At 56.1% G+C, this 26587-nt stretch carries 22 protein-coding genes and 1 riboswitch; of the genes, 9 read left to right on the top strand and 13 right to left on the bottom strand.

Annotated features, from left to right (window positions below):
• Positions 1-118 precede the first annotated feature (118 nt).
• Positions 119-973 (bottom strand): glutamate racemase, encoded by an 855-nt coding sequence (gene murI / locus ABLU96_RS13545; RefSeq protein ID WP_025106575.1) that lies wholly within the window; start codon positions 971-973, stop codon positions 119-121.
• On the bottom strand, positions 918-2786 hold the full coding sequence (btuB, locus tag ABLU96_RS13540; protein ID WP_029946902.1) for a TonB-dependent vitamin B12 receptor BtuB: 1869 nt from the start codon (positions 2784-2786) through the stop codon (positions 918-920). The genes murI and btuB overlap by 56 nt, the downstream gene beginning before the upstream one ends.
• Positions 2787-2851: 65 nt before the next feature.
• A riboswitch (cobalamin riboswitch) is annotated at positions 2852-3034 on the bottom strand.
• A gap of 116 nt (positions 3035-3150) precedes the next feature.
• On the opposite strand from btuB, the gene trmA reads away from it, so the two are divergent.
• Positions 3151-4251, top strand: a complete 1101-nt coding sequence (trmA, locus tag ABLU96_RS13535) for a tRNA (uridine(54)-C5)-methyltransferase TrmA (RefSeq protein ID WP_032719444.1) — start codon at positions 3151-3153, stop codon at positions 4249-4251.
• Positions 4252-4297: 46 nt separating this feature from the next.
• On the opposite strand, the gene ABLU96_RS13530 is transcribed toward trmA, so the two are convergent.
• Together ABLU96_RS13530 and fabR are read right to left on the bottom strand one after the other, a co-directional pair.
• Positions 4298-4657, bottom strand: a complete 360-nt coding sequence (locus ABLU96_RS13530) for a YijD family membrane protein (protein WP_004856046.1) — start codon at positions 4655-4657, stop codon at positions 4298-4300.
• A gap of 15 nt (positions 4658-4672) precedes the next feature.
• On the bottom strand, positions 4673-5308 hold the full coding sequence (fabR, locus tag ABLU96_RS13525; protein WP_004107582.1) for an HTH-type transcriptional repressor FabR: 636 nt from the start codon (positions 5306-5308) through the stop codon (positions 4673-4675).
• A gap of 196 nt (positions 5309-5504) precedes the next feature.
• Here fabR and sthA point away from each other — a divergent pair, with 196 nt between their 5' ends.
• Positions 5505-6905, top strand: coding sequence for a Si-specific NAD(P)(+) transhydrogenase (sthA, locus tag ABLU96_RS13520; protein WP_004116922.1), 1401 nt, complete (start codon positions 5505-5507; stop codon positions 6903-6905).
• Here sthA and oxyR read toward each other — a convergent pair.
• The 4 genes from oxyR to argC all read right to left on the bottom strand — a co-directional run bounded on the left by oxyR (position 6888) and on the right by argC (position 11311).
• Entirely contained in the window at positions 6888-7805 is a 918-nt protein-coding gene (gene oxyR, locus ABLU96_RS13515; protein WP_004107578.1) for a DNA-binding transcriptional regulator OxyR, read from the bottom strand. The genes sthA and oxyR overlap by 18 nt on opposite strands.
• A 267-nt stretch (positions 7806-8072) precedes the next feature.
• Positions 8073-9446 (bottom strand): argininosuccinate lyase, encoded by a 1374-nt coding sequence (gene argH, locus ABLU96_RS13510; RefSeq protein ID WP_014227439.1) that lies wholly within the window; start codon positions 9444-9446, stop codon positions 8073-8075.
• 77 nt (positions 9447-9523) lie between these two features.
• Entirely contained in the window at positions 9524-10300 is a 777-nt protein-coding gene (gene argB, locus ABLU96_RS13505; protein ID WP_086074234.1) for an acetylglutamate kinase, read from the bottom strand.
• Positions 10301-10306: 6 nt separating this feature from the next.
• Positions 10307-11311, bottom strand: a complete 1005-nt coding sequence (gene argC / locus ABLU96_RS13500; RefSeq protein ID WP_004870566.1) for an N-acetyl-gamma-glutamyl-phosphate reductase — start codon at positions 11309-11311, stop codon at positions 10307-10309.
• 184 nt (positions 11312-11495) lie between these two features.
• On the opposite strand from argC, the gene argE reads away from it, so the two are divergent.
• Positions 11496-12647: an acetylornithine deacetylase gene (gene argE, locus ABLU96_RS13495; RefSeq protein ID WP_004127321.1), complete on the top strand. Its 1152-nt coding sequence runs from the start codon at positions 11496-11498 to the stop codon at positions 12645-12647.
• Between the two features lie 254 nt (positions 12648-12901).
• Positions 12902-15553, top strand: a complete 2652-nt coding sequence (gene ppc / locus ABLU96_RS13490; protein WP_032747324.1) for a phosphoenolpyruvate carboxylase — start codon at positions 12902-12904, stop codon at positions 15551-15553.
• Positions 15554-15649: 96 nt separating this feature from the next.
• Here ppc and zinT read toward each other — a convergent pair whose 3' ends face one another.
• A complete protein-coding gene (gene zinT, locus ABLU96_RS13485) occupies positions 15650-16297 on the bottom strand; it encodes a metal-binding protein ZinT (RefSeq protein WP_025106569.1) in 648 nt (215 codons plus the stop codon).
• A 151-nt stretch (positions 16298-16448) separates the two neighbouring features.
• On the opposite strand from zinT, the gene ABLU96_RS13480 reads away from it, so the two are divergent.
• The 4 genes from ABLU96_RS13480 (at position 16449) to ABLU96_RS13465 (ending at position 20218) form a co-directional block, all read left to right on the top strand.
• Positions 16449-17312 carry an AraC family transcriptional regulator gene (locus ABLU96_RS13480; RefSeq protein ID WP_025106568.1) on the top strand — a complete coding sequence of 288 codons (864 nt, stop codon included), beginning with the start codon at positions 16449-16451 and terminating at the stop codon, positions 17310-17312.
• A 205-nt stretch (positions 17313-17517) separates the two neighbouring features.
• Positions 17518-18180: a fructose-6-phosphate aldolase gene (fsa, locus tag ABLU96_RS13475; protein ID WP_004107558.1), complete on the top strand. Its 663-nt coding sequence runs from the start codon at positions 17518-17520 to the stop codon at positions 18178-18180.
• A 56-nt stretch (positions 18181-18236) separates the two neighbouring features.
• Positions 18237-19340 (top strand): glycerol dehydrogenase, encoded by a 1104-nt coding sequence (locus ABLU96_RS13470; protein ID WP_014227433.1) that lies wholly within the window; start codon positions 18237-18239, stop codon positions 19338-19340.
• Between the two features lie 128 nt (positions 19341-19468).
• Positions 19469-20218 carry a DeoR/GlpR family DNA-binding transcription regulator gene (locus ABLU96_RS13465; RefSeq protein ID WP_014227432.1) on the top strand — a complete coding sequence of 250 codons (750 nt, stop codon included), beginning with the start codon at positions 19469-19471 and terminating at the stop codon, positions 20216-20218.
• 122 nt (positions 20219-20340) lie between these two features.
• Here the strand turns inward: ABLU96_RS13465 and metF are convergent, their stop codons facing one another.
• Positions 20341-21228 (bottom strand): methylenetetrahydrofolate reductase, encoded by an 888-nt coding sequence (metF, locus tag ABLU96_RS13460; RefSeq protein ID WP_004856019.1) that lies wholly within the window; start codon positions 21226-21228, stop codon positions 20341-20343.
• 166 nt (positions 21229-21394) lie between these two features.
• Positions 21395-22300, bottom strand: coding sequence for a LysR family transcriptional regulator (locus ABLU96_RS13455; RefSeq protein ID WP_049079003.1), 906 nt, complete (start codon positions 22298-22300; stop codon positions 21395-21397).
• Between the two features lie 90 nt (positions 22301-22390).
• Between ABLU96_RS13455 and ABLU96_RS13450 the strand changes: the two genes are divergently transcribed.
• A complete protein-coding gene (locus ABLU96_RS13450; RefSeq protein ID WP_004856015.1) occupies positions 22391-22762 on the top strand; it encodes a carboxymuconolactone decarboxylase family protein in 372 nt (123 codons plus the stop codon).
• A 39-nt stretch (positions 22763-22801) separates the two neighbouring features.
• On the opposite strand, the gene ABLU96_RS13445 is transcribed toward ABLU96_RS13450, so the two are convergent.
• Both ABLU96_RS13445 and metB read right to left on the bottom strand, forming a co-directional pair.
• On the bottom strand, positions 22802-25234 hold the full coding sequence (locus ABLU96_RS13445; RefSeq protein WP_014227430.1) for a bifunctional aspartate kinase/homoserine dehydrogenase II: 2433 nt from the start codon (positions 25232-25234) through the stop codon (positions 22802-22804).
• Positions 25235-25236: 2 nt separating this feature from the next.
• Positions 25237-26397: a cystathionine gamma-synthase gene (gene metB / locus ABLU96_RS13440; RefSeq protein WP_014227429.1), complete on the bottom strand. Its 1161-nt coding sequence runs from the start codon at positions 26395-26397 to the stop codon at positions 25237-25239.
• Between the last annotated feature and the right edge of the window lie 190 nt (positions 26398-26587).

Raw genomic sequence — 26587 nt, 5'->3', positions numbered from 1 at the left:
CCCGGCGGGCTGTAAGCCGTTGTTCCGTGTCAGTGGAGGCGCATTATAGGGAGTTCTGAGACGTTGACAAGCCCTGTTTTCAAAAAATCTTTCAACCGTCTCTTTTTTGTGCAAAACGCTATGAAAGCGCCAGTTTTTCCAGCGACTCGAAGCCATAGCGCCGCAAAACGCTCAAAAGCTGCTCAGTTTCAGGCGTCAGCGCCATACAGTACGCAATATTGGCATCACTCGATTTTGCGTCAGGTGCTTCGTGCTCTAATAGCCAGGCGGTGCGACGCGCAATCGCCGCTCCGGAGTCGATCATTCTCGTCCCTTCCGGCAGAACCTGCTGCAGCTCGTCTTGTATTAGAGGGAAATGCGTACACCCCAGCACAACCGTATCAGGTGGTTCCTGCATTCGTAGCCAGGGACGCAGGATACGCCGCAGTTCATCCAGCGGGACCGGCTCACCGTGCAGTTTGGCCTCTGCCAGTTCTACCAGCTCTGCCGACCCCAGCATTTCGATTTTGCATTCATTCGCAAAACGGGAGATCAGTTCGCGCGTATAAGGGCGTTTTACCGTTCCGCGCGTCGCCAGCAGGCCAACAACGCCATTCGCCGTTAAGCGGGCCGCCGGTTTTATCGCCGGAACGACGCCGACAACCGGAAAGGCGAATTTATCGCGTAAGGCGGGGAGGGAAACGGTACTTGCGGTGTTACAGGCAATAACGGCCAGCGCCAGAGGGTAACGCTGCTGAACCGCAGTCACAATCTCCAGGACGCGTTCAACAATAAACTCTTCGCTCTTCTCGCCGTAGGGGAAAGCAACGTTATCGAAAGCGTAGATATAATGCAGATTCGGCAGAAGCTGCCGAATCTCATTGTAAACCGACAGCCCACCGACGCCGGAATCAAACACCAGCACGGTGGGACGTGGATCAGAAGGTGTAGCTGCCAGACAAGTAGTATTCTCGTCCTGCAGTTTGGTAGCCATAAGCTGTCTCGTAATCTTTATCGAACAGGTTAGCTATTTTACCACGAACTGTCAGGCGATCGGTGATCGGATACGATGCAGAAACGTCTACCGTGCTGTAGCTCGGCAAAATTCTTTGCGTATTGTTGTACTGGGAGGTGTTGTTATCGTAACGCTTCCCATAATACTGCCAGGACACATCCATATCGACATCAAACATGGACCAGTCCAGCTGATACTTTGCCTGTCGTTTAGAACGACGGGCCAGCACTTCACCGTTATCATCGTTGCGCGGATCGACATACTGCAACGTTACGCGATGGCTGAAAATACCGGTATCGATACTTCCCGTCCATTCCACGCCTTTAATCGTCGCGGCATTGATATTGTCGTATTCCCCGTCATAGGTAACAGGATCGGAATAATAGGTAATCAGGTTAGTAATTTTGTAATGGTACGCGGACAAGCGCCAGTCCACGGGACCGGTGAGCCCTTCCAGCCCAGCTTCCCACTGTTTCGACTCTTCAGGTTTCAGATTAGGATTCGCGTTGATACCAAATCGAGTGGAGCCAAACTGTTGCCCTAAAGAAGGCGCGAGGAAGCCGGTACCGTAGCCGAGAGTCAGGCGATAATTTTCGACAAACTCCCAGCCTGCGGTAGTCTGCCAGGTACCGTGCCAGCCAAACTGCTCATCGTGGTCTTCACGTCCGGACGCTTCGAGGGTCACGTCGCCAACTTGCTGCTGGCCCGTCAGGTACAGTCCCGTATTGTCACGTTTGTAGGTATCCGACATCGCCGTATCTGATGAAGTTAACCGCTGCTGCTGCCAGTCCACCCCAGCGCTGACAGAGCCATGGCCGACAATAACGTTATTGCCCCACTGCAGGTTACGCTGCGTCATCCTGTCGAGCGTCGTCCCATCATTATAACGGCCATAAATACTGCTGTAGTTGTAGTCCTTTATCTTCTGATAGCTGGCGATGAGCTGGGAGGAATAAATTCCGGAATTAAAGTTCAGCCCCGCATCCCAGCTCTGGTTATAGAGCTGGCTTTCATCGGCGCTGTAGGCCGGGCTATACGGCGGGCTTCCCAGATCGTAATCAGAGTTGTTGGTGTAGCTGTGTCCGCGGAAGAAACCGTCAACATTCTCGTTAAATTTATGCTCGAGGCTGCCCCAAAACGTTTTATTACGAAAACCGTCGCGGTCGCCGTCGTGATCCCAGGTTGAATCGGGCTGAACGTTAAAGCCTTTATTACCCTCATAAGAACCCGCAATCGTCGCCACCGTATCGCCAAAGCGATGGCGCAGGGTACCGTCATATTGTTGGTAGCCTTTCGATCCTACCCCAGCGGTAATTTTGGATTGTTCTTTATCGGAATGCGTAATGACGTTAATCACGCCGCCCATTGCCCCGGAACCATAAATCGCTGAACGCGGGCCGCGGATATATTCGACGCGCTGCACCAGCGACAAAGGGATCTGGTTCAGATCGGGGTTATTTGTAATACCCGGTCGGGCCATGGGAACGCCGTCAACCAGCACCAGAACTTGTTTGGCTTCAGTACCACGGATAAACAGAGAGGAGGATTGACCCATGCCACCATTTTGCGCGACGTCCACGCCAGGCAATCGGCGCATCACATCGTTTAAATCTTTCGCCTGCCAGCGATCGATATCTTCCCGGGTAACCACATCGGTCGGCGCAAGAACCGTATTGACCGGCTGTTGAAAACGGTTTGCTGTGACCACTAACGTATCTGAATTGCTATCCTGCGCCCAGCCGGAAAATGCCGTGACGGAGAGCGCCGTCATCAGCGAAGCTTTTTTAATCATTTTTAAAGCATCCGTAATAAACAAAGGATGCCGCCGGCTCTATCAGTAGCACGCGATGATAGAAACCAAATGCGACGTATTCCGGCAGGTCTTCGGGCTTGGAGTGTTTAATGGACGAGGACTTCCCGCTAAATAGCCGCAGTGTCTGCATAATGCGCTCATCCCACTTTTCCTTACCGCTGCGCGTCAGCTCCAGATTTACACTGGATTCCCTATTAACTCATAGGACCGGTAGCACGATGCTATAATCAGAAACATATAGATGTCCAGACTTCTACCGTTATATTTCCTTATATCATCAGGGCTGGACATCCCCGGCGCTTTCCCTACAATCCCCGCGTACTTATTTTATTCAGGATGCATCATGACCCCCGAACACCTTCCTACCGAACAATATGAAGCGCAGCTGGCAGAAAAAGTCGTCCGTTTGCAGAAAATGATGGCGCCTTTTAGCGCCCCGGTTCCGGAAGTGTTTCGTTCGCCGGTCAGCCACTACCGCATGCGCGCAGAGTTTCGCCTGTGGCACGATGGCGACGATCTGTACCACATTATGTTCGACCAGCAGACCAAATCCCGGATCCGCGTCGAGACTTTCCCGGCTGCCAGCGAGCTGATTAATCAGCTGATGGCCGCGGTGATTGAGGGCGTACGCGATAACCCGGTACTGCGCCACAAACTGTTTCAGGTGGATTATCTCACCACCCTGAGCAACCAGGCCGTGATATCTCTGCTGTATCATAAAAAGCTCGACGATGAATGGCGTCAGCACGCGTCGCGCTTGCGCGATGCGCTGCGGGCGCAAAATCTGAATGTGCACCTGATTGGCCGCGCCACGAAAACTAAAATCGAGCTGGATCAAGACTATATCGATGAACGCTTGCCGGTTGGCGGGCGTGAAATGATCTATCGTCAGGTTGAGAATAGCTTCACCCAGCCAAATGCGGCGATGAACATTCAGATGCTGGAGTGGGCTATCGACGCCACTAAAGGCGCAACCGGCGACCTGCTTGAGCTGTACTGCGGCAACGGCAACTTTTCGCTGGCGCTGGCGCGTAATTTCGAACGCGTGCTGGCAACGGAAATCGCCAAACCGTCCGTCGCGGCGGCGCAATACAATATTGCAGCGAACCACATTGATAACGTGCAGATTATCCGCATGTCGGCGGAAGAGTTTACCCAGGCGATGAACGGCGTGCGGGAGTTTAACCGCCTGCAGGGAATCGACCTGAAGAGCTATCAGTGCGAGACGATTTTCGTCGATCCGCCGCGCAGCGGGCTGGATAGCGAAACGGAGAAAATGGTGCAGGCGTATCCGCGTATTCTCTATATCTCCTGCAATCCGGAGACCCTATGCCAGAACCTGGAAACGCTCAGTGAGACCCACGAGATCGCGCGCCTGGCGCTATTCGACCAGTTCCCCTATACCCATCATATGGAATGCGGCGTGCTGCTAACGAAGAAGTAAAGCTGCGCGAGAAAACCCGGCAACAGCGCTGCTGCCGGGTGAGAGATTATTCAGCGACCGCGTTCTTGCGGTTGCGTAACCTGTAGCCAATCCAGAACACCATAATCACCGACAGAACCGCCGGGAAGAAATTAGAGCCGATGTCCGGATATTCCGCGCGCACGACGGTACTGTAAACCAGCACCCCGAGAATAAAACAGGCAGCGGCGAGCCCCGGCAAACCCACGGGCATACTACGATTCTGATAGCGCTGATGCAGGCAGTAAACCGTCAGCACCAACGACAAAATGGGGAAGATGGAAAAAGGGACAATGGAGCTGAACAGCGCGGCGAAGGTACCATTAATGGATAAACCTGCGATCAGCGCCAGCAGCAGCGTACCTCTATCTTGTACTGAGTGTTTCATTGCTCGTCCTTCACGTTATTCGGAATGATTTGATATTTTTTCTTGTTCACGGCGATACCAGTAATACGCGCCTTTCGAGATCATTCTGAGCTGCAGCACCAGGCGTTCTTCCAGCTGTCGACGCTGCTCCGGGCCCACATCGAGAGCCTCGGCACCAGCGCTAAATACGATGGTGACCATAGCTTCAGCCTGCGCTTCGGTAAAGGCGCGCGGCATATGGTTTTCGATTTCTAAATAGTCGGCAAGTTCCGCGATAAAATGCTGAATTTCACGCGCCACGGCGGCACGAAACGCCGCGGAGGTACCGGAGCGTTCCCGCAGCAGCAGGCGGAAGGCGTTCGGGTTGTTGCCAATGAATTCCATAAAGGTGGAAACAGAGGTACGAATGACGCTGCCGCCTTTAGCGATACGCTGGCGCGCCTGGCGCATCAGCTGGCGCAACATGAGCCCGCTTTCATCCACCATGGTCAGACCCAGCTCATCGACATCGCGAAAATGACGATAGAAGGACGTCGGGGCGATCCCCGCTTCCCGCGCCACTTCGCGCAGGCTCAAGCTGGCAAAACTGCGCTCAGCACTCAGCTGACTGAATGCCGCTTCCACCAGCGAACGCCGGGTTTTTTCTTTTTGTTGCGCTCTTACGCCCATCACGTTGTCTGAATCCTTCCATAAGCCCTTCCGGCACTATACCAGAGATTAGAACTAATCGGTTTACACTGGATTGTGAATGATTGTTTACGAGCTGTTTCTGCTTTTATGCCGCAAAAAAGCACAACGATAATTGGGTTAAAGCGCGGCGAATGTTATCATCGTGTTTATTTTATGTATAAAACAGGTGAGTAATGCCATGTCACACTCTTGGGATTATGATGCAATTGTGATTGGTTCCGGTCCTGGCGGAGAAGGCGCCGCCATGGGGCTGGTGAAACAGGGAGCACGCGTTGCCGTCATTGAGCGCTACCATAACGTAGGCGGCGGTTGTACCCACTGGGGGACCATCCCGTCAAAAGCCCTCCGCCATGCCGTCAGCCGTATTATCGAGTTTAACCAAAATCCCCTCTACAGCGACCATTCCCGTCTTCTTCGTTCTTCCTTCGCCGACATCCTGAACCATGCCGACAGCGTCATTAACCAGCAAACCCATATGCGTCAGGGTTTCTATGAGCGTAACCACTGCGAAATCCTGCAGGGCAATGCCCATTTTGTTGATGAACACACTATCGCGCTGGAGTGCCACGACGGTACCGTGGAAACGGTGACGGCGGAAAAGTTCGTGATTGCCTGTGGTTCACGCCCGTACCATCCGGCAGACGTCGACTTCCATCATCCGCGCATTTATGACAGCGACTCGATTCTCAGCCTGCATCACGAACCGCGCCATGTGATCATCTACGGTGCCGGGGTGATCGGCTGCGAATATGCGTCGATCTTCCGGGGAATGGAAGTCAAAGTGGATCTGATCAACACCCGCGATCGTCTGCTGGCGTTCCTCGATCAGGAGATGTCCGACTCGCTCTCCTATCACTTCTGGAACAGCGGCGTGGTCATTCGCCACAATGAAGAGTACGAAAAGATTGAGGGCGTTGATGACGGCGTCATCATGCATCTGAAATCCGGCAAAAAGCTCAAAGCGGACTGCCTGCTGTACGCTAACGGCCGCACCGGGAACACCGACTCACTGGCGCTGGAAAATATCGGTCTGCAAACCGACAGCCGCGGCCAGCTGAAGGTCAACAGCATGTATCAAACCGCCCTGCCGCATATTTATGCCGTCGGCGATGTGATTGGCTATCCAAGCCTGGCCTCCGCCGCCTACGACCAGGGCCGCATCGCTGCCCAAGCGCTGGTGAAAGGCGAGGCATCGGCGCACCTGATTGAGGATATCCCTACCGGGATTTACACCATTCCGGAAATCAGCTCCGTCGGTAAAACCGAGCAGCAGCTGACGGCAATGAAGGTGCCTTACGAGGTGGGTCGCGCGCAGTTCAAACATCTGGCCCGGGCGCAGATCGTCGGCATGAGCGTCGGTACGCTGAAGATCCTCTTTCATCGCGAAACGAAAGAGATCCTCGGGATTCACTGCTTTGGCGAGCGCGCGGCCGAAATTATTCACATCGGCCAGGCGATAATGGAGCAGAAAGGCGGTGGTAACACCATTGAGTACTTCGTTAACACCACCTTTAACTATCCGACGATGGCGGAAGCCTATCGGGTCGCGGCGTTAAATGGCTTAAACCGCCTGTTTTAACGCGGCGTCGAAATGGCCATCCATCTTACTGCGGATGGCCTCCGCCAGATGTTCATAGCGGCTACGCAGCGGCGAACCCGGGCGATAAACCAGCCCCACGGTACGTCTCGGCTCCGGCTTGATGCAGGGCACATAGACCACGCCATCGCGCTTTCTCTCCTGCGGTACGGCCAGGGCTGGCAACAGCGTGATGCCGCTACCGGCAGCCACCATGTTACGCAGCGTTTCGAGGCTCGTCGCCCGGAAATGGGTATCTTCATCGGCGCCCGCTTCAAAGCAAAAGCCCATCGCCTGATCGCGCAGGCAGTGCCCATCTTCCAGCATCAGCAACTTTTCACCGGCCAGGTCCGACATCGGCACGCACTCGCGGTTCGCCCACGGGTGATCTTCGTAGATAGCCAGCATCATGGGCTCATCAAACAGCGGCACCTCAATAAACGCTTCGCTCTCTTTGACCAGCGCCAGAATCGCGCAGTCGAGCTTACCGCTATCAAGCTGCGCTAAAAGCTGATGGGTTTGTGCTTCATGCAGATACATTTCCAGCTTGGGAAAGGTCTGGTGCAGCATCGGGATAATCAGCGGCAACAGATAAGGGCCAATCGTCGGGATCAGTCCAATATGCAGCGGCCCGGACATGGTCTCTCCCTGCTGGCTCGCCATTTCCTTAAGCACTTTGACTTCTCGTAGCACGGTACGCGCCTGATCCACCAGCAGCAGCCCTGCCTGGGTGAACAGAACCTTACGGCTGGTGCGCTCCAGCAACATCACGCCGAGTTCATCCTCCAGCTTACGGATTTGCCCGCTGAGCGTCGGTTGGCTGACGTGGCAAGAATCCGCCGCACGGCGGAAGTGGCGGTGTTCGGCTAGCGCTACCAGATATTCAAGATCGCGAATATTCATTATTCATCCTCCATCGCCACGATAGTCCATGGCGATAGATAGAATAGCAACGAACGATTATCCCTATCAAGGTTTCTGTTCAATAATAAACCCATAAATGAGGAAAAGTTCAGAAAATCATTGAGCTTCCTCATCACCTCTCTACCCGGATAACTAAAGCCAACGTGAACTTTTGCGGACCTTGTGTCCGCTTTTTTTTGCATAAAAAAGCCCGGAGTTACCCGAGCTTCGTTTATTTACCGCCTTAAAAGCAGCCCCGCAGGCGGATCACACCAGACGCTGTTTAGCGTCGGCAATCGCCTGAGCCACCTGCTGAGGAGAAACGCCACCTTTAGCCGCACGCTTATCCAGACACGACTGCAGCGCCAGAATCGGATAGACGTCATCCGCAATCACGGGGCTAAATTTCTGCAAATCGGCCAGCGGCAGATCCTCCAGCGGCTTGCCCTGGGCAATGGCTTCCACTACCGCTTCACCGACAATATGGTGCGCTTCACGGAACGGTACGCCTTTGGCAACCAGGTAATCCGCCAGTTCGGTGGCGTTGGCGTAACCCTGCTGCGCGGCTTCTTCACAACGCGGGCGTTTTACCTGAATACCGTCGAGCACCAGTGCCGCCATATGCAGGCAGTCGAGCCAGGTATCAAGCGCGTCAAACAGGCCTTCTTTATCTTCCTGCATATCTTTGTTGTAGGCCAGCGGTAGACCTTTGAGGGTCATCATCATGCCGGTCAGCGCACCCTGCACGCGGCCGCATTTACCGCGGATCAGCTCCAGCGCATCCGGATTTTTCTTCTGCGGCATCAGGGATGAGCCAGAAGTCACGCGGTCAGAAAGCTCAACAAAGCCCGCTTCGCCGGTATTGAAGAAGATCAGATCTTCAGCAAAACGCGACAGGTGGACCATACCGATTGAGGCATCGGACAGCAGTTCCAGTACGTGATCGCGATCGGACACGCTGTCCAGACTATTGCGGGTCGCCGATGCGAAGCCCAGCCAGCCGGCAAGCTGTTCACGATCGATTTCATAGGCGGTGCCCGCCAGCGCTCCGCAGCCCAGCGGGCTGACGTCCAGACGTTTAAGCGCATCCTGCAGACGGCTTTCATCACGCGCCAGCATTTCGACATAGGCCAGACACCAGTGGGCAAACGTCACCGGCTGCGCGCGCTGCAGGTGGGTATAGCCCGGCATAACGGCGTCCTGGTTATTCTCCGCCGTCTCAACCAGCGCGCTTTGTAGCTGACGATTCGCCGACAGCAGTTCCATCACGGTATCTTTGCACCACAGCTTCAGGTCGGTCGCCACCTGGTCATTACGGCTACGCCCGGTGTGCAGCTTTTTGCCCAGTTGGCCGACCTTGTCGATCAGCTTACCTTCCACCCAGCTATGAATATCTTCCGCATCGCTTTCAAGGATCTGCTGCGGGTTAGCCCGCACGTCTTCCAGCAGAACGTTCAGCGCCTCTTCCAGCTGTAGCTGCTCATCGGCGGACAGTACGCCCACCGTTACCAGCGCTTTGGACCAGGCAACAGAGCCAACGATATCCTGCTCCGCCAGGCGATAGTCAAAGCGCAAAGAGTCGTTGAACTGTTTGAACCGCTGATCCGCTGCCTGAGTAAAACGCCCACCCCAAAGTGCCATAACATGCTTCCTTAATATCTTTGAATTTTATTACCCGGCGGCGCTACGCTTACCGGGCCGACAAAATGATAAATTGATTATGCCAGTATACGCGTGCCGATCGGCGTGCCGTTAAACAGCGCAGGGAGCTGCTCCGCGTGGCGCCAGGAGGCGATATCGACCGGACGGCCTAATGTCCGCGCCGCGTCCAGGGCCGCATTCACTTTGACGATCATGCCGTCGGTGATAATGCCCTGCTCGATCAGCTGTTCAGCCTTCTCGGCGGTCATTTCCGCGATGCGCTGCCCTTTGCCATCAAGAATGCCGCTTACGTCAGACAGCAGAATCAGGTCTGCGCCGAGCGTTGCCGCCAGCGCGGTCGCCGCCTGGTCGGCGTTGACGTTCATCAACTCGCCTTCATCGGTGACGCCGATGGAGCTAACGACCGGCATATAACCGCCCGCCAGCAGCGTGTTAATCAGCGCCGGAGAACCCGGCTGAGCGAATCCGACATGACCCAGCTCTTCATCAAGCTGCGTCACTTTGACGCTATCGCCATCGCCAAGGAATAGCCCAACGGCAGCCAGGCCGTGCTTCTTCGCCCACGCCAGCAGCGTTTTGTTGGCGGTTCCCGCCAGCGCGCCGGTAATAATGTCGATCTGATCCGCCGGCGTGACCCGCAGACCGTTTTTCTTTTTCACCGGCAGGTTGAGCTGCTTCATAAGTTCATCCACCACGCAGCCGCCGCCGTGCACAATAATCAGCGGGCGCTGATGGGATTCGCGGTAGTTCACCAGTGCCGTAAACAGGCGCTCAAGCGCTTCTTCGCTGTCCAGCAGGACGCCGCCAAGTTTGATAATTAAAGGATTCATCATCACACCTTAAATAAGAGACTGCGTCTCAGCGAAGCCGAAACGAATATTTGCGCACTGCACGGCCTGCGCGGCCGCGCCTTTCAGCAGGTTATCTTCCGCCGCCACCACGATGATATGTTCATCCTGGACCGCAAAACCGATATCACAGAATGGCAGACCCACGACATTTTTCAATGCAGGGACACCTTTATCGTATAAACGTACCAGCGGCTTATCCGCATAGGCCTGCTGGAATACCGCCGCCACCTGCTCTTTGCTCACGCCAGGCTTCAGACGGCAGGTAATGGTTTCCAGAATCCCACGCTTAAAATTGCCCAGATGCGGAGTAAAAATAACGTCCGCGCCCAGGTGGGTTGAAATTTCCGGGTGATGACGGTGGTTGAAAACGCCGTAGGGTTGCAGGCTGACTTCGCAGAAGCTATTGCCAATAGAGGCTTTACGCCCGGCGCCGCTGACTCCGCTGGTCGCGTTGATCACCGGCCACTGGTTAAGATCCAGCAGCCCCGCGTCGATCAGCGGTTTTAACGATAGCTGAGCCGCCGTCGGGTAGCAGCCCGGTACGGCGATCAGATTGGCTTCTTTTAGCTTTTCGACGCTCCACTCGGCCAGGCCGTAAACCGCCTGCTCCAGCAGTTCAGGGTGCTGATGAGTGAAACCGTAATATTTTTCATAGAAGGCGCCGTCATTAACGCGGAACGCCCCGGAGAGATCGAACACGACGCAGCCAGCGGCGAGAAACTGCGGCGCCAGGTCATGGCTTACCTCGTGCGCGGTAGCCAGAAAAACGACATCGACTCCGGCGCTAAACTCGCTGATATCGGACATCGGCTGCAGCGGCAGATCGACAATGCCTTTCAGCTGCGGATGCAAATCGGAAACTAATTTTCCCGCATCATTGCTTTGCGCGGAGACCGTCAATGCGGTTATGGTCATATGAGGATGGCGATTTACATAGGCCACTAGCTCTGCGCCGGCATAACCGCTGGCGCCCACAATCAGCGTGTTCAACATTGGGGCTCTTCACCTTCTTGCTTACGTATATTTGCCCTGGAAGACCGTTGCCTTCCCCACCCTGTTGAGCCGTAAGAGCATCATCCTTACATTCGATGGGTTTTCTTACGCTCAACGATAATGTATTTTTATTCACAAATAATGCATGAATATTGATACTATCACGACCCGAGGTGTGTCAACAATGAAAAACAAATTACCGCCCTTTATCGAGATTTACCGCGCGCTGATCGCCACACCTTCCATCAGCGCAACCGAAGAGGCGCTGGATCAAAGCAATGAGTCTTTAATCAATTTACTGGCAGGCTGGTTCCGCGATATCGGCTTTAATGTTGAAGTTCAGCCAGTCCCGGATACGCGTAATAAATTCAACCTGCTGGCCAGCAGCGGCCACGGCGCTGGCGGCCTGCTGCTTGCCGGGCACACCGATACCGTCCCGTTTGATGATGGCCGCTGGACCCGCGACCCTTTTACCCTGACCGAGCACGACAATAAGCTGTACGGTCTCGGCACCGCGGATATGAAAGGCTTCTTCGCTTTTATTCTCGACGCCCTGCGCGACGTTGACGTCACTCAGCTGAAAAAGCCGCTCTATATTCTGGCGACGGCCGATGAAGAGACCAGCATGGCCGGTGCCCGCTACTTCGCCGAGACGACCCAGCTGCGACCGGACTGCGCCATTATCGGCGAGCCCACGTCGCTGCAGCCGATACGCGCGCACAAAGGCCACATGTCCAACGCGGTTCGCATTCAGGGGCAGTCGGGCCACTCCAGCGACCCGGCACGCGGCGTCAACGCGATTGAACTGATGCACGACGCCATTGGCCGCATCATGCAGCTGCGCGACGACTTAAAAGAGCGTTATCACTATGCCGCCTTTACCGTTCCCTGGCCGACGCTGAATCTCGGCGCCATCCACGGCGGCGATGCCTCCAACCGCATTTGCGCCTGCTGCGAACTGCATATGGATATTCGTCCGCTGCCCGGAATGACGCTCAACGATCTCAACGGGCTCCTTAACGAAGCGCTGGCGCCGGTGAGCGAGCGTTGGCCTGGTCGCCTGACCGTTTCTGAACTGCATCCGCCGATCCCCGGTTACGAATGCCCGCCGGACCATAAGCTGGTTGAGGTCGTCGAAAAACTCCTCGGCGCGCAAACCGACGTGGTCAACTACTGTACCGAAGCGCCGTTTATTCAGACCCTCTGCCCAACGCTGGTGTTAGGCCCGGGCTCTATCAACCAGGCCCACCAGCCGGATGAGTACCTGGAAACGCGCTTTATTAAGCCGACCCGCGAGCTCATCACTCAGGTGGTTCACCATTTTTGCTGGCATTAAATACCCATTCTCTCGTGCGATTTCATCGGCGCGAGAGGGTGACAATTATCACATTTTCATAAGCAACGCTTATCAAGCGACCTCCGAGTTAAATTTCGCAAATTGCCGCCATTTATTCGTTTGCTGAAGCGATTTCGCAACAATTGACGTGGGGGTTTTTACGTGGCTTTATAAAAGACGGTTGCTTATCCACTGCTCAAATTATCGAGCGCCGGATATAACAAAATAAAATGAGATGGGGTGTCTGGGGTAACATGAACGAACAATATTCCGCTTTGCGTAGTAATGTCAGTATGCTCGGTAAGGTGCTGGGCGACACCATCAAGGATGCGCTGGGAGAAAACATTCTTGATCGTGTCGAAACTATCCGTAAGTTGTCCAAATCTTCTCGCGCTGGCAATGAAGCCAACCGCCAGGAGCTGCTCACCACGCTGCAAAACTTGTCCAACGACGAGCTGCTGCCGGTGGCGCGCGCCTTTAGCCAGTTTCTGAACCTGGCGAATACCGCTGAGCAATACCACAGCATTTCGCCAAAAGGCGAAGCGGCCAGTAATCCGGAAGTGATTGCCCGTACCCTGAGAAAGCTCAAAGAGCAACCCAATCTCAACGAAACGATTATTAAACAAGCCGTTGAATCCCTGTCGCTGGAGCTGGTGCTGACCGCGCACCCGACCGAAATCACGCGTCGTACGCTGATCCACAAGATGGGCGAGATCAACAGCTGCCTGAAGCAGCTCGATAACAACGACATTGCGGACTATGAACGTCATCAGGTCATGCGCCGTCTGCGCCAGCTGATTGCCCAGTCGTGGCACACCGATGAAATCCGCAAGCATCGCCCTACCCCGGTGGATGAAGCCAAATGGGGCTTCGCGGTTGTCGAAAATAGCCTGTGGGAAGGCGTACCGAACTACCTGCGCGAGCTGAATGAACAGCTGGAAGATAACCTGAACTATCGGCTGCCGGTCGATTTTGTTCCGGTTCGCTTTACGTCCTGGATGGGCGGCGACCGCGACGGCAACCCGAACGTGACCGCCGACATTACCCGCCACGTCCTGCTGCTCAGCCGCTGGAAGGCAACCGATCTGTTCCTGAAAGATGTCCAGCTGTTGATTTCCGAGCTGTCGATGGTTGAGTGCACCGACGAGCTGCGTGAGCTGGCAGGCGCGGAAGGCGCTCAGGAACCCTATCGTTACCTGATGAAAAAACTGCGCACGCAGCTGATGGAGACCCAGGCCTGGCTGGAAGCGCGCCTGAAAGGACAGAAACTGCCCAAACCGGCGGGCCTTATCACGCAAAACGAGCAGCTGTGGGAACCGCTTTACGCCTGTTACCAGTCGCTACAAGCCTGCGGTATGAGCATTATCGCCAACGGCGAGCTGCTCGATACCCTGCGCCGCGTAAAAGCCTTTGGCGTACCGCTGGTGCGTATCGATATCCGTCAGGAAAGCACCCGCCACACCGAAGCGCTGGGCGAAATGACCCGCTATCTCGGCATCGGCGACTATGAAAGCTGGTCAGAAGCCGATAAACAGGCCTTCCTGATCCGCGAACTGAACTCCAAGCGTCCTCTGCTGCCGCGCCAGTGGGAGCCAAGCGAAGAAACGCGCGAAGTGCTCGAGACGTGCAAAGTCATCTCCGAAGCGCCGCGCGGCTCTATTGCGGCCTACGTGATTTCGATGGCGAAAACGCCGTCAGACGTCCTGGCCGTGCATCTGCTGTTGAAAGAGGCCGGCATCGGCTTCGCGCTGCCGGTCGCCCCGCTGTTCGAAACGCTGGACGACCTGAATAACGCCGACGACGTTATGACCCAGCTGCTGAATATCGACTGGTATCGCGGCTTTATCCAGGGCAAGCAGATGGTCATGATCGGCTATTCCGACTCGGCGAAAGATGCGGGCGTGATGGCCGCCTCCTGGGCGCAGTATCAGGCGCAGGACGCGTTAATTAAGACCTGTGAAAAAGCCGGCATTGAACTGACGCTGTTCCACGGTCGCGGCGGTTCTATCGGCCGCGGCGGCGCGCCGGCGCACGCGGCCCTGCTCTCTCAGCCTCCGGGAAGCCTGAAAGGCGGCCTGCGCGTTACCGAACAGGGCGAGATGATCCGCTTTAAATACGGCCTGCCGGAAGTCACCATCAGCAGCCTGTCGCTCTACACCAGCGCGATTCTGGAAGCCAACCTGCTGCCGCCGCCGGAGCCAAAAGCGCAATGGCGCGACATCATGGCCGAGCTGTCCGACGTCTCCTGCGAGATGTATCGCGGCTACGTGCGTGAAAATAAAGATTTTGTTCCTTACTTCCGTTCCGCGACGCCGGAGCAGGAGCTGGGCAAACTGCCGCTGGGCTCGCGTCCGGCCAAACGTCGCCCGACCGGCGGCGTCGAGTCGCTGCGCGCTATTCCGTGGATCTTCGCGTGGACGCAAAACCGCCTGATGCTGCCAGCCTGGCTGGGCGCCGGCGCCGCGCTGCAAAAAGTCGTTGAAGGCGGCAAGCAGAGCGAGCTGGAAAGCATGTGCCGCGACTGGCCGTTCTTCTCTACCCGCCTCGGCATGCTGGAGATGGTCTACTCAAAAGCCGACCTGTGGCTGGCGGAATATTACGATCAGCGTCTGGTGAAACCGGAACTGTGGAAGCTGGGCGAAGAGCTGCGTGAACTGCTGTCCGCCGATATCAACGTGGTACTGGCAATCGCCAACGACTCCCACCTGATGGCCGACCTGCCGTGGATCGCGGAGTCCATCCAGCTACGTAATATCTATACCGACCCGCTGAACGTGCTCCAGGCCGAGCTGCTCCATCGTTCACGTCTGGCGGAAGAGAAAGGTGAAAAACCGGACCCGCGCGTTGAGCAAGCGCTGATGGTCACCATCGCAGGCGTTGCGGCAGGCATGCGTAACACCGGCTAGTTCGCCCTGAGAAACCTGTAGCCCGGCTAAGCGTAGCGCGAGCCGGGTTAAAAACCATAGCTCCGGTAAGCATTGCATTTACCGGAGCTTTTTTTATTAGTGGTGCAGCATTTCGTCGACAATCTGCTCTTTATGCAGGGCATAAGGATAGTAGGTTGGCCAGTTATCCATCTCTTTCAGCAGCGCTTCCTGGGACTCATTGCCCATAAAGATATGGAAATGTTGGGACTTGCGCGGCGCGATGGTGTGATCGCTAAACTGAACAAACTTCGGCGCTTTTGAATCCGCCTGCTGGCATTCGAACAGGTAGCGCACGCCTTTTTTACCGGATGCGTAGGTCAGAATTTTGTAGCCGGAATAGGCGTACCGGCAGGCGTTGACGGTTTTCCCGACGTGAAACTCCATGACGTTATCTTCGATACCAATCTGGTCCACATCGGTAGCGTAGCCCTTCTTATAATACTCCCGATATTCCGCCACGCTTTTACCGGCTTTTTTGGCCTTCTGCTCCAGCACGGCATCTAAATCGCCGTTCAGCAGATAGGGATTAACCGACTGCCAGATACCCTCCCAGTCGCTCAGCGCCCTGTCCTTTACGTCCTGATCGGCAAAAATGCCTTCACTCGCCTTCTGCTCCGCTTCGGTCAGCGCCGGGCCATGGCTATGGTGGCCGTGGGCGACCGCCTGACTGCTCGCCAGGACCAGGCTTACACCAAGCATAAGCGCGGAAATCTTTCGGGTCATCACTCTCTCCTGAGTTTAGGTTTGCAATAATATGTTACGATATAACATATCAATCAAATCTTACAACTCTCTTCGCAGAAAAATCGCGCGGCTTTTCCCTCTGCCAGTTTGTTAGGTATGATGAAACGGGATCGCGCGACGCGGAGAGAGAATGGATAGCGACATTAATCAGGCCATTGATTCTTTTATTAAAGGCCCGGCGGTAATCGGCAAAGTCCACTTTTCCACAGAATCCAGACCGGCTTCTGAGAAAGCGCTAAGCGTCGATTTTCCGCGCCTCGAAATCATGCTTGCGGGGCAGCTTCGCGATCCGGCGATTAAGGCCGACCAGGCGCAGCTGACGCCGCACGATGTGCTGTACGTCCCCGCAGGCGGATGGAATGACCCGCAGTGGCTGATGCCCTCCACGCTGTTAACTGTCTTATTTGGTAAGCAGCAGCTGGAATTCGTTCTACGCCACTGGGACGGCAGCGCGCTTAACGTGCTGGATAAACAGCAGGTTCCTCGCCGCGGCCCCCGGGTTGGATCGTTTCTGCTGCAGGCGCTGAATGAAATGCAGATGCAGCCGCAGGAACAGCATACGGCCCGCTGTATTGTCACCAGCCTGCTCAGCCACTGTGCCGATCTGCTGGGCAGCCAGGTACAAACGTCATCGCGCAGCCAGGCGCTTTTTGAAGCGATTCGTAAACATATTGATGCCCATTTTGCCGACCCGTTAACCCGCGAGTCGGTGGCGCAGGCGTTTTATCTCTCACCAAACTATCTTTCCCATCTGTTCCAGAAATGCGGGCCAATGGGCTTTAACGAATACCTGAATCACATCCGTCTGGAGCAGGCCAGAATGCTGCTAAAAGGCCACGATATGAAAGTGAAAGATATCGCCCACGCCTGTGGTTTCGCCGACAGCAACTACTTCTGCCGCCTGTTTCGCAAAAACACCGAGCGCTCGCCGTCGGAGTATCGCCGTCAGTATCACAGCCAGCTGACGGAAAAAACGGCTTCGCTAAAAAACTAGATTTTTGTGTGTTAAACCTGACTTTTGTGCGTTCTTATTTTCCCATTTTAATCCGGGTGGCGGGATAAATGTGATCTAAATCATCCTTAACCGCAATGCGTACATTTATCCAGTTTTTGGCAAATTTGTCATCTGGCGACCCTCCGCGTGAAAGCCGTATTCTTTCCTCAACGACACTACCGAATTAAGCATTGAGGAAAGCATCATGGAACTCTATCTGGACACCGCAAACGTAGCAGAAGTTGAACGCCTGGCGCGCATCTACCCGCTGGCCGGCGTGACCACCAACCCGAGCATTATCGCAGCCGGTAAAACGCCGGTTTGGGATGTTCTTCCGCGCCTGCAAAAAGCCGTCGGTCCGGAAGGTATTCTGTTCGCCCAGACCATGAGCCGCGACGCGCAGGGCATGGTGGAAGAAGCCAAACGCCTGAGTAACGCCGTCCCCGGTATCGTGGTAAAAATCCCGGTCACCGCCGAAGGCCTTGCCGCTATCAAACTGTTGAAAAAAGAAGGTATCCCCACGCTGGGTACGGCGGTATATAGCGCATCTCAGGGCCTGCTGGCCGCGCTGGCCGGGGCAAAATATGTGGCGCCGTACGTCAACCGCGTCGACGCCCAGGGCGGTGACGGCATCCGCATGGTCCAGGAGCTGCAGTCCCTGCTGGAGCTGCATGCGCCGGAAAGCAAAGTGCTGGCCGCCAGCTTTAAGACGCCGCGCCAGGCGCTGGATTGCCTGTTAGCAGGCTGCGAAGCGATCACCCTTCCGTTAGATGTAGCGCAACAAATGCTCGGTACCCCTGCGGTAGAGTCAGCTATTGAGAAGTTTGAGCAGGACTGGAATAACGCTTTTGGAACGCTAAACCTGTAACCCGATCGGCGAGCTGCCCAGGGGGGTGGCATCACGGTCATCCAGGAGGAATAGAAATGGATCGCATTATTCAATCACCCGGTAAGTACATTCAGGGCGCGGACGTCATTACCCGCCTTGGTGGATACCTCAAGCCACTGGCAGAACGCTGGCTCATCGTGGGCGATAAATTCGTACTCGGTTTTGCCGAAGAAAAACTGCGTAAAAGCCTGGCGGATGCGGGCCTGGCTGGAGAAATCGCACCGTTTGGCGGCGAATGCTCACATAACGAAATCAACCGCTTGCGTGATATTGCCGGTTCCGCCCGCTGCACCGCCGTGCTGGGTATCGGCGGCGGCAAGACGCTGGATACCGCAAAAGCATTAGCACATTTTATGAATCTGCCGGTGGTTATTGCTCCGACGATTGCCTCCACCGACGCGCCGTGCAGCGCGCTCTCGGTCATCTATACCGATGACGGCGAGTTTGATAGCTACCTGATGCTGCCGCGCAACCCGAACATGGTCATTGTCGATACGCAAATCGTTGCAGGCGCCCCGGCGCGCCTGCTGGCAGCCGGTATCGGTGATGCGCTGGCGACCTGGTTTGAAGCGCGTGCCTGCTCACGCAGCGGCGCGACCACCATGGCGGGCGGAAAATGCACCCAGGCGGCGCTGGCGCTGGCTGAACTGTGCTACAACACGCTGGTTGAAGAGGGCGAAAAAGCGATGCTGGCGGCGGAGCAGCACGTGGTGACGCCGGCGCTGGAACGGGTGATTGAAGCCAACACCTACCTGAGCGGCGTCGGCTTTGAAAGCGGCGGCCTGGCAGCTGCGCACGCTATCCATAACGGTCTGACCGCTATTCCGGACGCTCACCACTACTATCATGGTGAAAAAGTGGCTTTCGGTACGCTTACGCAGCTGGTGCTGGAAAACGCGCCGGTGGAAGAGATCGAAACCGTAGCGGCGCTGTGCCATAGCGTCGGGCTGCCTATCACCCTGGCGCAGCTGGATATTAAAGTCGATATCCCGGGCAAAATGCGTACCGTGGCGGAAGCCGCCTGCGCGGAAGGTGAAACCATCCACAATATGCCCGGCGGCGCGACGCCGGATCAGGTCTATGCCGCGCTTCTGGTGGCCGACCAGTACGGTCAACGCTTCCTGCAAGAGTGGGAATAAACCCTCGCGACATACCCGCCAGCAGGCGGGTATGTTCTTTTCGCCCGCCATTGCCCGCCAAAACGATGTATTTTATAGTGCGATTTTCCTTTGGGTGAATCGTAGATATGCAGTCATCAAATCGAAGAATGAGCATTTACGCCATTTTGCAACAGGACAAAAAAGTCGTCGTCAATGACCTCGCCGAAAAGTTCGGCGTCACCAAAATGACCATCCGTCGCGATCTCTCTTTCTTTGAAAAACAAGGTATTGTAAAAACAACCTACGGTGGAGCCTACTTAACCCGCGGTGCCAGCGTCGAGCCCGGCTTTCAGCTGCAATCGATACAAATGGCCGACGATAAGCACCTGATTGGCCAGAAAGCCGCCGAGCAGGTTGAAGATGGCGACACGATTATTATCGACTGCGGCACCACGCCGCTGGCGCTCGCTCATTTTATTTTCGATAAGAAAATCATGGTGATAACCAACTCCATTCCGGTGGTTAATCTCCTGAAAGGAAGAAAAAATATCAAGTTGATCGTCGCGCCCGGTGAATATGAAGACGCCAGCCAGGGAATGGTCTCTTTCAGTACCGCCGACTTCTTTCGTCATATCCACGCCGACAAAGTCTTCCTCAGCACTCAGGGCGTCAACGATCTTGGAGAGCTGACGGTTCCTGAAATGACCGATGCCCACGTCAAACAAGCGCTGATGCGCGCCGGGCGGCAAAAAATCCTGCTGGCGGACAGCAGTAAATTTGGTCAAACGTTCCTTGCAGGCCATGCCCGCCTGGCAGACCTTGACCTCGTTATCAGCCAGACCGGCCTCTCCCCCGATATCCTCTCTCTGATGCAAACGCAAAACGTACCGCTGCTGCTGGCGGATAGTCACCTCTGATGGCACAGGCACCCCGTTCTACCGCCCGTAAAGATGTGTTAAGGAAATAACCAGAACAAGCGGCGCCGAAGATGTTTTGACGCCGCAGAGAGAAGAGAAGGACGGGGAAATATGAAGCCTGCTTACGCCGGGCGCACGCCTAAAGTGTGGCAAATCGCGTAGCTCATTTCCGCGCGGTTCAGGGTATAGAAATGGAAATCCTTCACCCCTTCGCGGCTGAGAATCTTCACCATATCCATGGCGATGTTCGCCCCCACCAGCTGGCGGGTTTCGGCGTCATTGTCCAGACCTTCGAACATTTTCGCCATCCACGTCGGGATACGCACGTTGGTCATATCGGCAAATTTTTTCGCCTGCCTGAAGTTAGAGACCGGCAGAATGCCCGGAATAATTTCGACGTCGATACCCGCAGAGACGCAGCGGTCGCGAAAACGCAGGTAGCTTTCAACATCAAAGAAAAACTGGGTAATCGCGCGATTTGCTCCGGCTTCGACCTTGCGCTTCAGGTTAAGCAGATCGGCCTGCGCGCTTTTGGCTTCCGGATGGACTTCCGGATAAGCCGCAACGGAAATATCAAAGTCCCCGACCTCTTTCAGCAGAGTCACCAGGTCGGCCGCGTACATATCCGGCTTACCGCTGCCAGGCGGCAGGTCGCCACGCAGCGCAACGATATGACGAATCCCGCTATCCCAGTAATCTTTAGCAATGGTACGCAGCTCATCGCGGCTGGCATCGATACAGGTAAGATGCGGTGCGGCTTCCAGACCGGTACGCTCTTTAATACCTTTGATAATGCTATGGGTGCGGTCACGTTCACCGGAGTTAGCGCCGTAGGTCACGGAGACAAACTTCGGCTTCAGGCTGCTCAGGCGATCGATGGATTTCCAGAGGGTTTGCTCCATTTCACTGGTGCGCGGCGGAAAGAATTCAAAGGAGACGTTAATCTGGCCCTGCACTTCCGCCAGGCTCTGATTCAGGGCTTCCCGCTGATTGGCGTGAAAAAAGCTCATACCTTACCTCATCAATCGCATTTTATTGTTTGTTGTGTCGCGAACTTCTATACGTTTAGACGTCCAGATGTAAAAATGACGGAAAAGGGCATCCGCGTCAATAGAAAAATCAGCGTAAACAGTGAGGAATATTCAGCCAGGATGAAATTAATTCATCTCTTTTTCGCTAAGGCAATGATTTTTCAACGACTGCTGTTACCCTTTCCCGGACCCTCTCATTTGCGGGCAGCGTCACCATTCCCAGCCTAAGCGGAAGCTGCTGGCTGGCATCCTGCAAAGGACAAAAGACGACCCCCTGCCGCTGAATCGCGGAAAAAGAGGCCGGCAGGAGGATCAGACCTTCTCCGCGCGCAATCCGCGCCAGCAGAACATCATGCTCGGCAGGCTCCTCCACGTAGGTGGGCACATAGCCTGCCCGGTCAAAAATACGTCGCGTATAGTCAAAAAAATCGGGATTACGCTCGCGTTTAAACCAGAACAGCGGCCGATGATTGAGTGCGCTTAACGTCAGCTCCGCCCTGGCGGCCTCCGGCCAGGATGCGGGTAGCGCCGCGATAAGCGGCTCGCCATACGGCAACGGATGCAGGTGAAGCCCCTCGGTATTCAGCGGCAGCGCCACCAGCGCCGCATCCAGCTTGCCCTTTCGCACCAGTTGGGCCAATGCCGGTGATGACTGACGAGTGATGTGCAACGCGCCGGTGTACTCACCCAGAGCGGATTCCGCGGCGGCGAAAACGCCTTGCTCAAAGGCGGTGGTCAACCCCAGACGCAGAGGCTGCTGCGCGGGCGCAGAGAGCTGGCTCAACGCCGCCAGGGTGCGATCCTGAAGCGCCAGCAGAGGCCGAATGATATCCAGCACCCGTCTTCCCTCGTCGGTAAGGATCAGACCTTTGGTATGCCGCAAGAATAGCGTTACCCCCAGCTGCGTTTCCAGATGGCGAATATGACGGCTCAGCGGCGGCTGCGAAATAAATAGCCGCTGCGCGGCCCGGCTGATGTTATTTTCCTCCGCCACCACCGCAAAGTAGCGCAGCAGGCGAATATCCAGAGTGTGTAAACGTGAATTTGTCATACTGAAAAGGTATCACGAAAAGGGTATTACTCAAGTCAGGAAAACTTCCCTAACCTTCCTCATTACGCATCATCACACTGAGGAAAAGCCATGACCAGCGAACGTTATACCATCGGACGAGAAATGCTACAGCGCGTGGACGGCAAAGGCGGCGACGCCGTCGTCAACAGCCTGAAGGATATCGCCCCCGATTTTGCCCGCTATCTGATTGAGTTCCCCTTCGGCGATATTTACGCCAGGCCAGGACTCGATTTACGCAGCCGTGAAATTGCCACTATCGCCGCGCTCACGGCGCTCGGTAACGCCGCGCCGCAGCTAAAAGTGCATATTGCCGCCGGGTTAAATGTCGGGCTGACGCAGGAAGAGATTACGGAAGTGATCATGCAGATGGCGGTCTATGCCGGATTCCCGGCGGCCCTGAATGGCCTGTTTGCCGCCAAAGAAGTCTTCGCGGCGCACTAAGGTGAAAAGACCAGGCGTTGCCTGGTCTTTAATTTATGGCTACAGCAGCTGCGCCAGACGGTTGATATCCGACTGAATCGCCCCGGCGGTCACATCACGACCAGCGCCCGGACCGCGGATCACCAGCGGGTTATCGCGATACCAGCGGCTCTCGATAGCAAAGACGTTATCACACGGCAGCAGCGCCGCCAGCGGATGCTCTTCGCGCACCGCTTCAACGCCGACGCGGGCTTTACCGTTAGCGTCAAAGCGCGCGACGTAGCGCAGCACCAGACCCATTTCGCGCGCCGCTTCCAGACGCTGCAGCATCTGCTCGTTCAGCGCTTCGCCGTTCTCGAAGAAGTGATCGACCGACCCCTCTTCGCAGTGGGCGGGCACCAGCGACTCAACGCGCACCTGATCCGGCTCGATGTTGTAACCCGCCTCACGAGCCAGGATCACCAGCTTGCGCATGACGTCTTTCCCGGAGAGATCGACGCGCGGGTCCGGTTCCGTCAGCCCCTGCTGCCAGGCCTGATCGACGAGGTCTGTAAACGGCACGGTGCCGTCAAACTGCAGGAACAGCCATGAGAGGGTGCCGGAGAAAATACCGCTCAGCGCCAGAATGGTATCGCCGCTATCAATTAAATCGCGCACCGTATGGTTGACCGGTAAACCGGCGCCGACGGTGGCGTTGTACAGCCAGTGGCGCCCGGTCTTCTCGAACGCGTCGTGGATCTGGCGATACTTACTGCTGCTGCTGGCGCCAGCCAGCTTATTCGCGCTGATAACGTGGAAACCATGGCTGGCGAAATCGAGGTACTGGTCGGCCAGCTGCGCGCTGGCGGTTACGTCCAGCACCACTAAATCATCGTACGGATGCGCGCGCATCCACAGGAACAGCGACTCTTCATCCTGCTCAACCGCCTCATCATTAAAGAAAGCCAGCGCGCGACTGGCATCAAGGCCTTCGTAATTAAGCAGGCTACGGCGACTATCCACGACCCCGGCAAGGATGAATTCAAACCCGGTGCGGGCGGAAAGCGTGGTCTGCTCACGAGCGAACAGCTCCAGCCAGCGGGACCCGATATTACCTTTGCCAAACAGCACCAGGCCAATGCGTTTTTCCGCGCGGAACAACGACTGATGCAGCCCCTGAATAAGGCTTTCCGTCGGCCCGGCGCGCAGCACCGCGACCAGGCTGATGCCCTCTTCTGATTGCCAGGTAAACTCTACCGGCTGGCCCTTCAGCTGCTGCCAGAAACGGTGGCAGTGCAGCGGATTGCGGGTCACGCCAGCGCCAACCATCGCCACCAGCGCCAGTTTCTGACGCAGGCGCAGCTCGCCCGGCAGCCCCGCTTCGTCCAGCAGCTTCAGCGCGCTGTCGGCCACTTCAGAGGTATAGCAGAACTGCAGCAGCTTACGGTCGGCGTGTACGCCAACCGCCAGCGGACGCAGCTGGGCGCGTTTTAAAATAGCGTCCAGCTCCTTATGCGCCAGTTTGAAATCCTGGCCGCCGGGTACCTGGAACTCAATCAGGCAGACATCATCATGGCTGGTCACGATACGCGCCCCGGTACCGGAAGCCAGCACGCGTTCGATGCGCGTTGAGCCCTGATCCGGGGTGTAGCTACAGCGTAATTGTAAATCGATATCGCTGCCGGAGACCGGCTGCAGCGTACGGGCATGCAGCACCGGCGCCGCCAGGCGGGCCAGTTCGCTGGCCTCATCCAGGCGCAGCAGCGGCAGCAGGCAGGCGTCTTTCACTTTACGCGGATCCGCGCTGTAGACCCCGGCCACGTCGCTCCAGATAGTGACGCGAGACGCCCCGGCCAGGGCGCCGATTTGGGTGGCGGAATAGTCGGAACCGTTACGTCCCAGCAGGACGGTTTCCCCGGCGTTGTTACGCGAAATAAAGCCGGTCACCACCAGCCGCTTGTTCGGGTGCTGCGCTATCAGCTGCTGCAAAAGCGGATAGGATAAGCCTTCATCCACCTGCGGCTGCGCGGAGCGCTCGGCGCGCAGGAAGCTACGCGCATCCAGCCAGGCGGCTTCTACGCCAAGATGGTTCAGCACCGCCGCCATCAGGCGGGCCGACCAGACTTCGCCGTGACCGACGACTTCGGCGTATACCGCGTCGGTGACGCCGCCGTCAAGCAGCCCGGCAAGGCGCTCAAGATCCTGAATAAAGATGGCAATCAGCGTGTCGGCAGCGTCTGGTGACAGCAGTCCGGAGATGAGCTCCATCTGATAACGACGGAGCGATTGTTGCACCTGATGCGCAGAAAGGCGATCGGTCTGGCTGAGCTTCAGCCAGCTGATCAACTGGTTGGTGGTACTGCCGGCGGCAGAGACGACCATCATGTCGCCCGCCTGCGAATACTCCGTCATAATACCCGCGACGCGCAGGTAACATTTCGCATCCGCTAAACTACTCCCACCAAATTTGTGCAGCTGACGACCCTTCGCCCCTGCCTGCGCAATCACACTCATGTTTATTCCTCGTTTGCTGCCCGGAAGCCATTTTCCAGGTCGGCAATTAAATCTTCACCATCTTCAATACCGGTCGAAATACGCAGAAGCGTTTCTGAGATCCCGGCGGCCGCACGCGCTTCAGGCGCCATGCCCGCATGGGTCATCGTCGCTGCGTGGGAAATCAGACTTTCCACGCCGCCCAGCGATTCCGCCAGCGTAAACAGCGATAACCCGCTCAGGAAACGACGCAGCGTCTGCTCATCGCCATCCAGTTCGAAGCTTAACATCGCCCCAAAACCTTTTTGCTGACGCGCCGCAATCTCATGCCCCTGGTTTTCCGGCAGGGACGGATGGTACAGTTTTTTCACCAGCGGCTGGGATTTCAGATAGTCGACAATCGCCAGCGCGTTACGCTGCGCCACTTCCATACGCGGAGAGAGCGTACGTAAGCCGCGCAGCAGCAGATAGCTATCAAACGCTCCGCCGGTGACGCCGATATTATTCGCCCACCATGCCAGTTCGGTGACGGTCGCCGGATCTTTAGCGATCACCACCCCGGCCACGACGTCAGAGTGGCCGTTCAAATATTTAGTGCACGAATGCAACACCAGATCGGCGCCCAGCGCCAGCGGATTCTGCAAAGCCGGGCTCAGGAAGGTGTTATCAACCACGCTGACCGCTCCGGCCTCACGCGCCAGACCGCAGATTTTCGCAATATCCACAACTCTCAGCAATGGATTACTTGGGCTTTCGACCAGAACCAGCTTCGGTTTTTCCGCCAGCGCGGCGCTCAGCGCCTGCTCGTCGTTTTGATCGACAAACAGCACGCGATAGCAGCCGCGCTTCGCCAGGCTGTCAAACAGGCGGTAGCTGCCGCCGTAGCAGTCGTGCGGCGCCACCAGCAGATCGCCCGGTTTCAGAAATACGGTGGTGACCAGCAAAATGGCCGACATGCCGGTATTGGTCAGGACCGCCCCCGCGCCGCCCTCCAGCTCCGCCAGCGCACGCTGCACCACATCACGGGTCGGGTTACCGCGACGAGAGTAGTCGTGGGCGCGAGGTTCGTTAAATCCGGTGAAATTATAGGTGCTGGAGAGATGAATGGGCGGGACAACGCAACCGTACTGCTCGTCGTCATTTAAACCGCTACGCACTGCGATGGTGGCCTGTTTACGCGTCATGTTGGGGAGTTCCTGGGCTGAGTCGGTGAAAAGTCAGGCTCCAGAGTAATCATTGTTATAATAGACGTCAATACATCTGGACATCTAAACTTCTTTGCGTATAGATTGAGCAAACTGGAAATAGCCGTTAAAATTATATGCATTAGCGCACATCCGTAGCGGCTTGTTTGGTGCCAGACGCGCCCCTCTA

The sequence above is a fragment of the Klebsiella sp. CN_Kp106 genome (assembly GCF_040064575.1).
Classification (GTDB): Bacteria; Pseudomonadota; Gammaproteobacteria; order Enterobacterales; family Enterobacteriaceae; genus Klebsiella; species Klebsiella michiganensis.
The sequence above is the reverse complement of the archived record's forward strand: the minus strand, read 5'-3'. Positions and strand labels throughout refer to the sequence as shown.